Below are 13,499 nucleotides of genomic sequence, written 5' to 3'. Positions count from 1 at the left end.
GCAATATTTTGACATAAAAGACCCCCAATAATTGGTGTCCAACTATTGGGGGTCAGTTCAGTGGCAGGGGTGGAGAGATTCGAACTCCCAACACGCGGATTTGGAATCCGCTGCTCTGCCAATTGGAGCTACACCCCTAGAAAGAGTGGCGGAGCGGACGGGACTCGGGCGCTCCATTGCACTCTGATATGACACTTATATTGTTGGCAGATTCCAGCATGGAATCTCGCGACCGGAACCACCATTAGAATTACCCACACTAATCCCACTCAGACGGGGCGGATCCAACCACACAAGTCAAATTTCGAGGGTATTCACTATGGGAGTGTGTTGATAAACCCCGTAGGATTGCCCTCGTGAGACAAATTCGTTCAGGGCTAGCCATGTCACAGTATCATGTCGTCGCCGAACTAAGTATGCCAGTAATACACTTAATCAATTGAATATACTTGAAGAAGTTATATATAAGTCAACAAACAAATAACTTAACCGCACTTTTTTGAAAAGCTTAATATAAGAACCAAGATTCAAGAAAAAGACTTTATTTTATTAATTTCTTCTATCCCATATTTTTTAGCCAGCCTTTCTATAAACCTTGGCTCAATTGAATTAGAAAAAGACAAATATCCTTTAAGCTTCATAATTTCATCATAACTTAAATCATGTTCATCACTTACAAAATGATGAACCATAGAAGAGATCAGTCTTTTCTTTTTTCTTCCCAATGACAAAGATTCATCATTACTTATTGTTATACCTGTAACATGCCTATTAAACCTCTTCGAAGTGAATACTGTTTTTTTGTATTAACTCTTATCTTATGATTGCAGCATTCAGCCAAATAAGATCTAATGACCTTAGGCATAGTAAATAGTATATCTTTGTTTCTTGTAGAAAATGTCAAATCATCGGCATATCTTGTATATGTAATGCCCTTTTCCTTACAGTAAGCTAAAATATGCTCATCAAATGATGCCATTACAAAGTTAGATATTAGAGGAGAACTAGGAGCTCCAACACTCAATCTAAGCGGGCTATTCCTTCTCAACTTCCAAAATAAGATACCTTCAAGAAATTTAGCATCCTGTCTATCGATGTCAATGTTGTGTACTTCCAATGAATAAAAGAAAAGTTCAGGAGTAATACTCATGAAGAAGTTCTTAAAATCCATCTTCAACATATATCTATTTCGTTTATGAGCTTCCGCATTGTCCTTAATGCTTTTCCCTTTAACATAAGCCATCGCGCAATCATGAACGGGCAGTACCTCCTCCAACTTAGACACAATAAGCCTTTGAAAAAACTTAACTTCCTTCGATGGGTGAGCAATTAGACGTGTCTCACTACTATTACGTTTAGGTATTCGGTACTTTTTATACCGCCTAGGTGCAGTAGATGAAAAGCTAAGCAACTCTTCGTCTGTCATTAACACATCTTCAGATATTGCAGCTATTATACTCATAAAACCTCGCCCTTCTTCAATGACATGATTTGCTTCAATGCAAGCCTTCTCTTCTTGTCCGACTCATCAGAACTCAAAATATAAGACTGCCTCAACGCAATTTTCATAGCACTTTCTTCTTTATGTACACCGTCTTTACTTCGTCCAAACTTAATCCTTCTAGCTCCACCTTCAATATCATAATAATATTTAACATTACTGTACCTTGTATATTTAACTAGTCCAATCTTATCCAATAAGTAAAGGATTTTCTTTAACTCAGGCTCCTGAACATCAATCCCAAGTACAGTCAAACACCACTCAATCTCAAATAGCTTAATTGGATTAGCAATTAACACTATGTCGTGAACAAGGAAGGCCATATGAGCAATATTTTTGTCATTAAATTTTTCAGATTTCTTTAATCTATTAAATTTAGAGTTGATATCTTCCACTATTAACTCTAAATGATCATATTTCTTCTGGTTTTTATCAGGTCATGGGTATATAAGAACTGACTCAGAGTCCTTGTCCTGCAACTTTTTAAGAGGTCCTAAGTAAATAAATGAGTCTTGAGCTTCAACCTTATCCTGTGGAGCAATAACAATAAGTTTGTTATCCAAGTATTGATTATTAACAAAAAGCCCTAGCTCAACAAGTGAACCAGGACTTTCCAAGCATATAATAATTAGTGTCGATATTTTTGCAATGTCATCTTCAAACTCTAACAAGTCAGAGTACGTACTATTTTTTAAGTAATCCTTAAAGTCTTCCGCTTGAACACACGCTCCAATAGCCGAATCTTTATTTACTTCATAGTACTCAATTAACCTGTCTCGCAAACTTTGAGGTATCAGTTTTCCCGTCTTATACTCACCGCCACACAAAAACACTTTCGCTGGAGAGTATGATACATGGAAATTGGCGATATCCAATGAACCGAACTGATTCTCAATTACTTCAGTATATTCAATAGGTCCATCGTCATGCATCAAATGATATCCGTAGTTCGATACAAAAAAAGGCGGCTTCTACAAGCCGCATTTTAAGAAGAAAAACTCTTTACCTAGAGGATGCGCTGGAGACTTAAAGTAGGCTCGTGAGCGCGAGTGAGGAACGAGGGAGTGCGAAGGATCCTACTTTAAGTGCTTCAGCGCAACCCTAAATGTTCTCAATAAGTTAGTGTCTAGCGAAACGCCCGACAAAGATAAACAAATCTATTTGCCATCTCACGCGTAAAGAGTTCAAGTATTTTATTTATTCAGCGATTATAAATCAATCTCGATATGCAAGTTAGTGATCTAGCCATGATTAGCTTTTGATTTATCATCGGTTCATAAACATCAGCAATCGCTCCACTACATTGCCATTACCGGCGAATGAGTTAACTTACCAAACAATGTAAAATCAGCAAGTTAACTCATTCAGCACTAACTAAGCAGGTCTCAGCTTAGTCTGATACTCCACCAGCAGCTTCTCTGCCTCAGCCAGCTCCGTAGGGTGAAAGATAAGCGCCATATCAGCATCAGGATAGTTATCTTTCAGCCAGGCTAACAGTGGGACTATTTTCTTGGTGACGGACAATACCTGCTCATACACTTTGCGCGTTTTGGCTTTAGCGTTGGAACAGTCTTTCTTGGTGGTAGAAAAGCCAGCTTCAGTTAGCTGCTCTGCAAGCTTATCGTAATAGCCTTTAGGCACTCTGGCAGGTTGTTCAGGCAACCCCCATTTACCCTGTGTAATAGCTCTCAGCACCTGTAATCGGAACAGATCTAGGGAACCACCTTTGGTGTATTTCAGCCCGGTGCCTTTAGTGAACTTCTTCACCTTGTAGAAATCCATCCAGTTATCCCAGTCTTCCATAGTTTTCAGACAGTTGTTCTCCCGCCACTCATCAAAGTGAGTACGCGCAAACAGGCCATCTTCCACGGATGGCCAGGGAACGGTATCAAATGCCAGATGTTCTACCATTTCACCAGTTTCAGGATGACGCACTTCAACTATTCTCGGATTGACCGGACAACGTTTATAGTCAAACTCCAAGTTAAGACGTTTATTCATCGAGATCGACACAAGATCAATACGATCTCGCCACATATCACGAGGTGAAGCTAGGTGACTTTGCTCAATGCGCTGCCCCGGATATCGGTCCAGAAAGGCTTTCACCATCCAGCCATTTTCATCCACACCTTTAGGTGGCTTCACTCCTGCCTTTGCACAGACAGGTTTAGTGCTACCCAGCTCCGTTGTTAGCTGACCTCGGGTTTTCATCGCAATAAGCTGACGTACATGATGCTTTAGCTTGATCATCTCGCCATCCCCTACTTCACGACAGATTTCCAGGAATCGCTGACAGTTAGCACCACTTAGATCCAGTTCATGTTCAGGGCAATCAGTAAGGTAGCCATCGGTCGTGGCGCTAATAATGGAGTAGCCTTTCCGGGCGGTAGACATGATTAATTCGTATAAGCAGGCTCTGACATATCCGGTGACGTGTGCCGCGATTTGGGCGTTGGTTATCGGTGAGTAAGGTATTTTTTTGCTCAGTCCATTGTTAGAGTCGAAGACGTTGCGCTCAACCAGCCCCTGCGCCGTTTTGCCATAGACACTATTTCCAAGCGTTTTTATGAGCTGGCTGTACAGCTCATTGCCCTCTTTTTCATACTTAGCTCGCTGATCACGAATAATAGTAGTGAAGGTCTTAAAGATAGGCTTTGAACCTTTAACCCATGGAATCACACTACCGAACAGCATCTTAATGTCACAACCCATATTATGTGCAACGGCTATTTCAGGAGCAGTTAAGTAAGCCTCACCAGAGCGGGGATAGTAGATACCTCGCATATCAGTTTTGCAGGGGATGCAGGGATAAGGCTCATTCTCGTCAAAGCAGAAGCGGACATAAGCAAAACCCATCTTATGACCCAGATAATCTTGAACATCGGTAGAACTAAATGCATTACTGTAATCTGGCAATAATACGTCCACCAGCGCACTGGTATAAGCGCCACTTAAGTCATAATCATAGTAACCACTTACTTCTGTTGGGCCATAATGGCTGCCGAAGTTAGCGCCGCCCATAAAACTTAAAATTGCCAGCTGATTGGTAAACTCTCGTGCAGGAGTAAGGCATGTATCGGTACGGGTATTGATACTGCCAGTCTTTGTACTGTACCTTGCGCGTTTCCAGCCCTAGAAACTTGTTCATTTCTGCCGTACTGCCGCAAGTCGCCTTAAACAAAGACACAGCCATATTCCCCAGAGTTGCTGGCAATCTCTTAAGCCCAAGTTCTACACCATCAGGCAGATCCCGATTGATGCCTTTAAGCGCGAATGACTCAATAGCAAGGCCGTACGCCAATGCTATATCTGAGTCTCTTAATGCGTAGCGATTGAAGGTCGCAATATCATTGCAATAAAGCTCATCCATTCGCTCTATCATACCCGGTGGCAGAGTTTCCTTTTCGTAGCCAAGCATGGCCCCGAGATCGTCCAGACGGGCTTTGTTGGGCGATAGCAGGCAGGTATCCCGGAATATCAGTTTGGTTTCAAAGGCATTGTTCGACTTATCAAAAAAGCGGCTATTTTCCAGCTTGTATCGGCCTCGTCCAGTAGTATCAATCTTCAAACCATAGTCGGCACCTACCGAACAGACGGTATTCTGAACCACTTCCAGAGAGCTTTTATGATTCTTGTTACTTCTGCCAATGTTCCAGAACTCATTGAAAGACGCGATGTCGGCACGCATAAAATGGGCGAACACAGTGGTGTGTTCCGGCCAATTACTGAATAGACCACGGCTCTTAGCCTCGATCAAAATGTCACGGATAAACTCCTCGAAGGAAAGCTTGTAGCCCTTGCTAGCAAGTTGCTTTCTCAGCCGCATCTCCTCTTCTTTCGGCACACCACTGTCACGACAACGCTTGATCAGCTTCGCCATCTCGGTATGGATAATACCGTTAAAGCCTTTACCATCGACACCCACGCTGTAGGTATAGCAAAGGATGTCATTACAGTTCTCCTGCTTGTTGAAGACCCATTCAGAGTCCATTGCAATACTGCAGTTACTTCCCTTCCCTTTTCGGGCTAACCAGGGAGCCATGGTGCGAGTTTCGATAAACTCTGCTAGTTCACCTTCAACCGACTGATTACTTCTTTTCGGATCCCGCATCATTGCCTGAAACTCAGTGAGTTCAGAGTCGCGTTGTTTTGCGTATGCGGGGCAGTATGTCGCAATCAGTGTTTCGCGGATTTCGTTGTCGGTATATTTGTTTAACTGGAACTGGGTTGTGATTTCGGCGCGTTGCATAGTCTTCACCACTTAGTGAGTCGTTAGTTACGACAATGCACGCCAAGTACAGACGTGCATTATCCCGGAAGTACAGGCTACGAATGACGGCTAATAATGAAGGGCAATTTACGGGTAATGATAAGAGCTAAAAAAGACTGGCAAAAAATAGAGCGCACACAGGCAGAAGAGATTATTTCAGGGTAAATGTCACCTCCACACCATAAACTTTGCGGATAGCCAAAATCACCTTGCCGAAAGCTTCGGTCCAACCAAAGTTCGTCTTTTTGCTACCATCCGGCTTCTTGGCGCTACGCATGGCTTTAGCAAAGTAGTTTTTAAGGTAAGCCGCATTTTCCAGTGGACCAATCTCTTCATGGTATTTTTCAATATTCTGCTCCAGAGCCAGCATAAAGGCTCGGGCTCCCTTCGTTCTCAGCAGACTAAAGTCATATTCGATACCATCAGCCAGTAGTGCGATGTCGTTAGCATTGATTTGATTATTCATAGTGTTACGCCTCCAAAGCGTTGTTAGTGAGTAATGTATCCCAGTCAGGACGATGTCTTTTCGTCTTAGGTAACGGTTCCAGCGCAAGGGCCAGTTCGTCAGCAATGACCTGATGCTGTGAGACATCATCAATTTTCAGAAAGTCGATAATCTGATTGTCCAGTCCACGGATAATCAGGCCACGGAACTGCTCTCCGGTGTGCTGCTCGATCGCGACTACAGATTCGCGCCTTACATGGTTACCGTTCGGCAGCAGGATCATCGGATTCTTACCATTTTCAGCATGAGCAACTATCGAATCGATATACCCACGCGCCTGCTCCTCGGTGATCTCCTTCTTGCCACCCAAAGTGAAGTAGTCAATGACACGGTTATACGTATCTTTAAACACATACTTGCCTTCAGCGTGATGAATTGAAGATGTATTCTCCGGGTTTCGGTACTCCCCAGAGCACGATTTTAATAAGCCTTTTGTCGACATTTTCTCGCTCCTTTTCAGTGAATGTCTTTTTAGAACATATACCATTAACCTGAGCGTTGCTAGAGGAGCACCCGAATACAAAACCTTTAATTACAACACTTTAATATTGAGCCTGTTATCATTTGGTTTATTTCTTAATCATCCTGAGCCACAAATTAAAATGGCTTACTACCTTCCTCAAACCACAAAAACTTGGGCGACGTTATCCCCCCTTAAACAAGGCGCAAAATGTATGTCTAAATAACCATCAAATGATGAAATTCTAACCAGCCGAAAAAGTTGAAAATTTCTATAAAAAATTTTCCGCCCAGTAGTTATTCATCAGAAAAATGACTACAAATTAGCCTAAGGAGCATGATAAGTGGGTATCAGATTCGTACTGATATGAGGTGTTTTTGTGGAAGCTCCGACGCGAAGATATTTTTTATCTGCAACCAAAACGATCAGGTACCGGGACTTCGTAAACAATGCATGTGCGCATCTCTAGATCAACAGGCGATCAGGCAAAAACTCAGAGGCAGACTGTGGCAATGATAATTGCTGCTATGCGGTGTTTGATGGCGGAGGTGGTCACCCTTCTAACTATCGATACATCATTGAAGAGTGGTAATGGCAACACTTCTACATTGCCATTATCTGGATTTGAGGTTAAAAAAATTGTCATACATTTCATGTTATTAAGCCTATAAATAGCATATAGTATGCGCATTGATTACTATCACATGTTTTTGGGTATTGTTATGGCTTATATTGATAACGTCAAATTTGATAACCACCATATCTTTGGAACGTCTGAAATAAATTTATGTAGTATTACAGATGATGATAAAAATAATTACTATAGTGTAGTAATTGGGGAAAACGGCACTGGAAAAAGCGAGCTTTTAAAATCTCTTTCAGAACATATTAACTATAGAATAAGGGATAATATTTACAATTCCAAATCTAAGTATAACGATAACACTGATGTCAATTTTAAACTTAATAAAGTTCCTGAGTACTTAGTGGTTTCTGCATCGAACCTAAATGACAAATTTCCTAACATTAGTCAAAGAAACAAATCTTACCACCCTAACTACAGATATTTAGGAATAAGATCTACAACAAACAACGCATTTATAGGAAAATACAAACGTGAGTTCTTAGAACACTTTATTGACATTCTATCTAATGATAAAAAAATAGAAAGCCTAAGCAATGCACTCCTATCTATAGGACTTCCTAAAAGGTTCCGGTTCACTTTTAAAAAGGGAAGAGGAATGTCAAAAGTTTTTGAACTAATTGATAATTCAAGCAGTATAGATAAATTTAAAAATGAGTTTGAAAAACTATTAAACTTGAGCAAATCTTCTAATAAAGACTATAAACTTGATAAAGAAAGCTATTTTTATAAATTTAGCAAATCCACGCACATTCAAATTGAATCATACGAGTTCATAAAGAGTAGCAATCAGGATATAACAAGTATTGTTTATGAAATTGATTTAGATAAACCAGAAATAAATGAACGATTTTTAACAAATTTTAATGTTCTACAGCTAATGGTAGAAACAGGGCTAATATCTATAAAAGACTTCTATTTCGTCCATGAGGATGAGTATTCATTCGCATCTTCAAGTTCTGGTCAATTTAATATTATAACATCTTTCATTGGCATCATATCTAATATGAGTGATAACTCGATATTACTTATTGATGAACCTGAAGTCAGCCTTCACGCCAGTTGGCAAATAAAATACTTTGACATATTAAAACTTCTCTTAAAGCCATTCAATAATTGTCACACAATAATATGTACACACTCCCACTTCCTTGTATCATCAATGAAGAAAGAAGAATCAACCCTGATTCATATAAAAAAAGACAAAGAAGGTAAAATCAAGTTTGATAATATTAAATCTGATGTCTGGGGATGGTCTCCAGAAAATATACTATACAATGTCTTTGGTATTTCTTCGACTCGCAACGCTTACTTTGAACAAGACCTTAGAAAAATAATATCCGTAATCTCTCAAGAAAGTGGAAATCCCGATGAAATAATAGAGCCATTAGAAAGAATTAAGAGATTCAATATTACTGATGAGGATCCACTAAGTCTCGTTATTACTCGCGCAGAGAATTTTATCAAAGAGGTACTTTAATGTACTCTTATAAGAATATACCCTCTTGCGTAAAATACACTTTAGAAGAGTGGTATCTAGCGAAAGCTCTTAATCAAAAAAATTATGATACTTGGGATGATAAACTTCCAGGCATGCCTCGGGGGGCTAGAGCTGATAGAGACAGATTGAAAGATAAAATAAAAAAAGATCTGAAAAAAATACAGCGAGGCTACTGCGCTTACTGTGGGATTCTCTTTATGGTAAGAGGTGGAGAGTCTCATATTCAAAGAGAACATATACTGGCTAAAAACACTGATAGGTATAGAAAATTCACTTTTGAACCTCTAAACTTAGTTCTTGCATGCAGTAGATGCAATGGTTTTGATCTTAAAGGAAGCAAAGATTACGTCACATATTACAATGAAATATATTCATTAATTGAGACTTCAATTGTTCATCCCCACCTAGATAATATTGAAGATCATCTTACGGCTAACGATAGTGTATTAGTAGAGCCCGTAAATAGTTCCCCTAAGGGAATAAAAACAATATCAGAATTTAAACTTAACGAAGAAGCTATGCTTTATTTAAGAGGGACATATATAAAGGCTACTAAAAATCCAGTATCCGATGAAGATGAATCGCTGATAGATGAAATCATGAGTAAAAACTATGCATAACAGCCTATCAATTTAATCAGTATAGTTATAGTAAGCGGAAATCTTCCCGCTTATTTTCTATGTACTAACTTAAAATAGCTCCAGCAATTCCACCGACAACGCAACCTACAACAACTCCATTCGCTCCAAAGCGTTTTCCTACAGTCATTCCAATGGAAGCTCCTTGTAGTGCCCCCTTCTTGCTGAGTCGGACTTTGATCTTTGTTCCTGAATGATCACGAGTAGTCTCAACGGCTGAATCTGGTTTACTGGTTGCTATCATGCGCACCTCCTTTCCATTTAGCACCGGACTTTGCACAATTAGCCCGACCCGTTTCACTTCCGTTCAGTGTTCCGCATGCATCAGCTTTCCACTGCACGATAACGCCATAAGCTGATGTATTCTGAATTCCTGGCTCGCCATTCCAGCTAGCTTCCAATACCTCTTTTATCTTGCTGATATCGCCCGAATTACCGCCTAAAGTTCCTCCGGCCTGAGTTAGTGAGGTGGTAAACAAACTAGATAGTGCGATTAGTACTACAGACTTTTTCATAGATTTATCCTTGGTGAGTTTTGATTGAAATGAAAAAGGCCCATTGCTGGAGTAGCAAATGGGCCTTATGTGATGAAAATTTGCTTCACTGTAAACCAATCGAAATTGTCGATTTTTTAGCGAAAATACCACCAATATCGGTACACATTGGGGTTTATTTCTCGATTTTGGGGTGGGCAAGATAAATACAATGTCAGGAGGCGATCAGCTTTCTAAGCTTTAGGGTTGCTATGATCCAAAAGCTCGTTTTGCTGTACGCTATTGCTTAAGCCTTCAAGTAAGCATGCTCAAGTTTGACGCTAAAACAGGCTCTGAACATACGCGGTGTTCTCTGAAAACAATGCGCCGCTACATACTGTTACTGCTGTACACCTGCCAAGCTGATTCCCTGCTTAACGTTTCCATAATGAATTGATTCCAAGTTTTCCTATACTGTGTATCGACTTTGCCAAAGCGAGTGAACAGGCAAAGCGATACCAGATATCAGAAGATTAAAAATCGGGCTGTTTTTCACCCCGAGTTAATAAACTAATAAATAACTGCGCTGAGCAGGTCCGATTTAATAGGCTAACCTCATGAGTGAGTTGATTACGGTTCAGGAAACCAGTCCCTATCTCCGGCTAGCGGACATAAGAAATATCTCCGTACTGTTGGCACTAAATGTACTCCCATTGCTTTAGCGGCAATGGGAATTGTTATCTCAACATTTTTAATCCAGCGCGGTACCACGGATGTGTAATCCGTGAGTTTGTTGAATCCTAGCAAAGTCAGTTACCTTCTAGCCCTTGCTGTACCTGAAGTAATGGACATCACCCAAAACTAGAGCAGAATTCCCTTTTCTGCTCCGGTCCTCCTCCGGTCTTTTCAACACAAGCTTTACGCTATGCCTCCCTTAAGTAGTTTCATCAAGACAGCAGCACACCACCAACTGTTAGTTAGATAGCCAGTTGCATTATGTCGAAGGTACAGTTTAGAGAGTAATTCCGCCGACTTAGGAGGCGGTGTATGAAGGACATTATTTGGAGGGTTCAGAAGCTACGTCGGGTTTGTTGTCAGACTGAGTCTTTGTATTCCCTGATAACTTCCTCAGTTCTACTTTGACATTTTCGTACTTAGGCGTTAACTGATGGCTGAAAATACCTTTAGGACTTTGCTCAAGAAGTTTGATTTCACGGAGGATTCCGGACATAAAGCCACAGTTGTTTGCGCTTCCGGATCCCATCACTTCCTTAAGGATTGAGCTGGAGATAACTTTGTCTTTCTGTTTATCCAGCAGCGTGAATATATCTTCAAGCTTGAGCCAATTTCTTGAGAATAACCCCCCGCCAGAATTGCCAGAGATCCTTACATAGAGATCTTTATCTTCTGCATTCAGCGCTATCTGGTAAGAAAGCAGATCTTGCGATTTCGGGCTTAGCTTTGGACATTCCCCTGCCTTCACTACATTGCTGAATGGATCAGCCTGTTCTTTCTCCACTGTCGCATTTTTGTTTGCTTCGCCTTTGTCCACTTTCAATGTTGATCGTCTTCGGGTCATAGTTAATTCCTCATTTCTATCTAGCAATTTATTCGGCAAGTTCTTTTAGCACTCGAGCAGGATGAGTATCGCTACTCATCGGGGCCAGCAAGTATGCCCCGCTCCCAAGGTCTGTATGCACTGTTAACGCGAGTAAGAATGGGCTGATAGGGTCATTCAGTACCAAAACATATTCCGGGTTGTTAACCGCATAAGACAAAAGCAACTCCACTTCTCCACTCACATGAAGTAACTCTTGGTCAGTATCACTTGGCTCTATCAAAACCAGGCAGGTGGAAACTTCCTCCCAAAATTTCTCAGCCTGAGTAAGATCCCCAGACCACGGTTCAAGAATATGCCCTATCAGTTGATCCATTACCGATAAAGGCAGATCCAATTGCTTAACCTCACTAATGGTTTTAATCACTTTCACTAGTCTTCTCCTTTACAGAATTCAGATACAAAAATGCCCCTGATTAGCGGCGACTAATCAGGGGCTTACTTATTTAATATTATTTTGATCTGCCTTTATCTTCGGGAAGTGCCAGTTTTTCCGTTGCCTCTTCTACAAGGTTCGACAGCGCATTAGCACCTCGCTGCAGAGCTTCTGTAGAAAATTTTCTATAATGGAGCGTGCTGGCCATGTCACGGTGGTTCAATACACGTTGAACAGAAGCGATATCCATACCGGCCTCATTCAATAAATTTGACGCCACGGAATGCCTGGATGAGTGGAAAACCAGACCAGTGCTGTCGATACCTGCCTTATCCAGAATCAGCTTAAAGGCCTTTCTCGGAGGCGAGATATGGGTTCCTTGGCGACTTCCGGGAAACATATAAGGATTACCCGGCTGTTTCTCCCGCTTTAACTCCAAGATCAGGTCCAGCATAAGGTCAGAGAGAAATATCTGGTGCGGCTGGCCGTTTTTGGTTTTCCTTATAAACAGAGTCCGATTCTCGATATCTACGTCATCCCAGGTACGTTCCAATAATTCACTAATTCGGCATCCGGTAAGCCAAAGCAAAGCGATCAGGTTCCCTTTTACCTTGCAATAATAGGTACGGGCTGTTTTGATAAGTAGTGCCGTCTCTTCGATATTCAGGTAGCGCATCCTCGCGTTGTGCTCGGGGATCAAAGAGACCTTGGTAGCATGATTGATAGTGTCTAGCGTTTTCGCAGATAAGCTACATAGGCCCTTGATCAGCGCGATCACCCTGTTATTCGTGGCTACCGAATAAGGTTTACCCTTATAGGTTTCCGTTGCTAAATGGGATTGAAGCTTCATGATCGCTTTTGCCGAAAGCCGATCCATTGGGATCTTATAGATAGGCTTACAGCGCAAAAAGCGCGTTTCATCGTCCTTCCACGTTTTCTTCCGGGACTTGGCCCAAGGAAGATAGGTTTCGTGGAAAAAAGTGTATACATCAGGAATGACATGAGCAGCCTGAGAATCGCGCTCCAGCTTAGGATCTACGCCATCAGCAATCTGCACTTTTAACTTTCTAGCTTTCGCTCTGGCCTCATGTACAGATAAATCGCCACAACGCCCAAGGCCGACGCTTGCTTTACGTTTGGTTACAGGCGAAATATATCTCAACAAGTAGCGACGATTTCCCGTACGGCCCACTAACACACGAAGACCGATTACTTTCTGGTCACTCCATTCAATATCATTCGACCGGATATGCACCGGAAAACAGATTTGCAAAGCATAGAAAGATTGCTGGATAGAAAAACAGCGAAGCGCTATATAGGCAGAATGGCATTCATCAAGCGACAGATATGAAAAAGGCCTCAGTCTTTCGACTGAGGCCTTAAAAATGGCAGGGGTGGAGAGATTCGAACTCCCAACACGCGGATTTGGAATCCGCTGCTCTGCCAATTGGAGCTACACCCCTGTTGTTTCAGTTTTTAAGAGCTGAACCTCTGAAGAAGTGGCGGAGCGGACG

Annotated in this window: 15 protein-coding genes and 2 tRNA genes; 2 read left to right on the top strand and 15 right to left on the bottom strand. The window is 41.4% G+C overall.

Annotated features, from left to right (window positions below; all coding sequences use genetic code 11):
• Positions 1–61 precede the first annotated feature (61 nt).
• From EA58_RS17165 to EA58_RS17140, 9 genes are all read right to left on the bottom strand, one after another.
• Positions 62–138, bottom strand: a tRNA-Trp gene (locus tag EA58_RS17165).
• A 389-nt stretch (positions 139–527) separates the two neighbouring features.
• Positions 528–692 carry a hypothetical protein gene (locus EA58_RS22040; RefSeq protein ID WP_235199642.1) on the bottom strand — a complete coding sequence of 55 codons (165 nt, stop codon included), beginning with the start codon at positions 690–692 and terminating at the stop codon, positions 528–530.
• A 59-nt stretch (positions 693–751) separates the two neighbouring features.
• The gene (locus EA58_RS17160) at positions 752–1,462 is read right to left on the bottom strand and encodes a retron St85 family RNA-directed DNA polymerase (RefSeq protein WP_235199641.1); all 711 of its coding nucleotides are present in this window, start codon (positions 1,460–1,462) and stop codon (positions 752–754) included.
• A complete protein-coding gene (locus EA58_RS21890; RefSeq protein WP_200872200.1) occupies positions 1,459–1,896 on the bottom strand; it encodes a hypothetical protein in 438 nt (145 codons plus the stop codon). Before EA58_RS21890 ends, EA58_RS17160 begins: the two co-directional genes overlap by 4 nt.
• Positions 1,897–1,938: 42 nt before the next feature.
• Positions 1,939–2,433, bottom strand: a complete 495-nt coding sequence (locus EA58_RS21885; protein ID WP_200872199.1) for a retron St85 family effector protein — start codon at positions 2,431–2,433, stop codon at positions 1,939–1,941.
• 442 nt (positions 2,434–2,875) lie between these two features.
• Positions 2,876–4,522, bottom strand: a complete 1,647-nt coding sequence (locus tag EA58_RS22035; RefSeq protein ID WP_235199640.1) for a DNA polymerase — start codon at positions 4,520–4,522, stop codon at positions 2,876–2,878.
• Positions 4,509–5,750 (bottom strand): hypothetical protein, encoded by a 1,242-nt coding sequence (locus EA58_RS22030; RefSeq protein WP_235199638.1) that lies wholly within the window; start codon positions 5,748–5,750, stop codon positions 4,509–4,511. The genes EA58_RS22035 and EA58_RS22030 overlap by 14 nt, the downstream gene beginning before the upstream one ends.
• Before the next feature lie 172 nt (positions 5,751–5,922).
• Entirely contained in the window at positions 5,923–6,237 is a 315-nt protein-coding gene (locus EA58_RS17145; protein ID WP_036755675.1) for a hypothetical protein, read from the bottom strand.
• A 4-nt stretch (positions 6,238–6,241) separates the two neighbouring features.
• Complete coding sequence (locus EA58_RS17140; protein WP_036755671.1) at positions 6,242–6,718, bottom strand: hypothetical protein; 477 nt, start codon at positions 6,716–6,718, stop codon at positions 6,242–6,244.
• A gap of 740 nt (positions 6,719–7,458) precedes the next feature.
• Between EA58_RS17140 and EA58_RS21105 the strand changes: the two genes are divergently transcribed.
• The gene (locus EA58_RS21105) at positions 7,459–8,859 is read left to right on the top strand and encodes an AAA family ATPase (protein ID WP_161781072.1); all 1,401 of its coding nucleotides are present in this window, start codon (positions 7,459–7,461) and stop codon (positions 8,857–8,859) included.
• On the top strand, positions 8,859–9,500 hold the full coding sequence (locus EA58_RS21100) for an HNH endonuclease family protein (protein ID WP_051642174.1): 642 nt from the start codon (positions 8,859–8,861) through the stop codon (positions 9,498–9,500). The genes EA58_RS21105 and EA58_RS21100 overlap by 1 nt, the downstream gene beginning before the upstream one ends.
• Positions 9,501–9,564: 64 nt before the next feature.
• Here EA58_RS21100 and EA58_RS17125 read toward each other — a convergent pair whose 3' ends face one another.
• From EA58_RS17125 to EA58_RS17100, 6 genes are all read right to left on the bottom strand, one after another.
• Positions 9,565–9,762, bottom strand: a complete 198-nt coding sequence (locus EA58_RS17125; protein WP_051642173.1) for a hypothetical protein — start codon at positions 9,760–9,762, stop codon at positions 9,565–9,567.
• Positions 9,746–10,033 (bottom strand): hypothetical protein, encoded by a 288-nt coding sequence (locus EA58_RS17120; RefSeq protein ID WP_235199636.1) that lies wholly within the window; start codon positions 10,031–10,033, stop codon positions 9,746–9,748. Before EA58_RS17120 ends, EA58_RS17125 begins: the two co-directional genes overlap by 17 nt.
• A 1,015-nt stretch (positions 10,034–11,048) precedes the next feature.
• Positions 11,049–11,570, bottom strand: coding sequence for a hypothetical protein (locus EA58_RS17115; RefSeq protein WP_235199635.1), 522 nt, complete (start codon positions 11,568–11,570; stop codon positions 11,049–11,051).
• A gap of 28 nt (positions 11,571–11,598) precedes the next feature.
• The gene (locus EA58_RS17110; RefSeq protein ID WP_036755664.1) at positions 11,599–11,982 is read right to left on the bottom strand and encodes a hypothetical protein; all 384 of its coding nucleotides are present in this window, start codon (positions 11,980–11,982) and stop codon (positions 11,599–11,601) included.
• A 79-nt stretch (positions 11,983–12,061) separates the two neighbouring features.
• On the bottom strand, positions 12,062–13,240 hold the full coding sequence (locus EA58_RS17105) for a site-specific integrase (RefSeq protein ID WP_268748951.1): 1,179 nt from the start codon (positions 13,238–13,240) through the stop codon (positions 12,062–12,064).
• A 131-nt stretch (positions 13,241–13,371) separates the two neighbouring features.
• Positions 13,372–13,448, bottom strand: a tRNA-Trp gene (locus EA58_RS17100).
• Between the last annotated feature and the right edge of the window lie 51 nt (positions 13,449–13,499).

The sequence above is a fragment of the Photobacterium galatheae genome (assembly GCF_000695255.1).
Classification (GTDB): Bacteria; Pseudomonadota; Gammaproteobacteria; order Enterobacterales; family Vibrionaceae; genus Photobacterium; species Photobacterium galatheae.
The sequence above is the reverse complement of the archived record's forward strand: the minus strand, read 5'-3'. Positions and strand labels throughout refer to the sequence as shown.

Coding starts and splice junctions, on each gene's coding strand:
- EA58_RS22040 (WP_235199642.1), bottom strand. CDS start 692: ATGGTTCATCATTTTGTAAGTGATGAACATGATTTAAGTTATGATGAA.
- EA58_RS21885 (WP_200872199.1), bottom strand. CDS start 2,433: ATGCATGACGATGGACCTATTGAATATACTGAAGTAATTGAGAATCAG.
- EA58_RS22030 (WP_235199638.1), bottom strand. CDS start 5,750: ATGCAACGCGCCGAAATCACAACCCAGTTCCAGTTAAACAAATATACC.
- EA58_RS17140 (WP_036755671.1), bottom strand. CDS start 6,718: ATGTCGACAAAAGGCTTATTAAAATCGTGCTCTGGGGAGTACCGAAAC.
- EA58_RS17115 (WP_235199635.1), bottom strand. CDS start 11,570: ATGACCCGAAGACGATCAACATTGAAAGTGGACAAAGGCGAAGCAAAC.
- EA58_RS17120 (WP_235199636.1), bottom strand. CDS start 10,033: ATGAAAAAGTCTGTAGTACTAATCGCACTATCTAGTTTGTTTACCACC.
- EA58_RS21105 (WP_161781072.1), top strand. CDS start 7,459: ATGGCTTATATTGATAACGTCAAATTTGATAACCACCATATCTTTGGA.
- EA58_RS17145 (WP_036755675.1), bottom strand. CDS start 6,237: ATGAATAATCAAATCAATGCTAACGACATCGCACTACTGGCTGATGGT.
- EA58_RS17160 (WP_235199641.1), bottom strand. CDS start 1,462: ATGAGTATAATAGCTGCAATATCTGAAGATGTGTTAATGACAGACGAA.
- EA58_RS22035 (WP_235199640.1), bottom strand. CDS start 4,522: ATGGGCGGCGCTAACTTCGGCAGCCATTATGGCCCAACAGAAGTAAGT.
- EA58_RS17125 (WP_051642173.1), bottom strand. CDS start 9,762: ATGATAGCAACCAGTAAACCAGATTCAGCCGTTGAGACTACTCGTGAT.
- EA58_RS21100 (WP_051642174.1), top strand. CDS start 8,859: ATGTACTCTTATAAGAATATACCCTCTTGCGTAAAATACACTTTAGAA.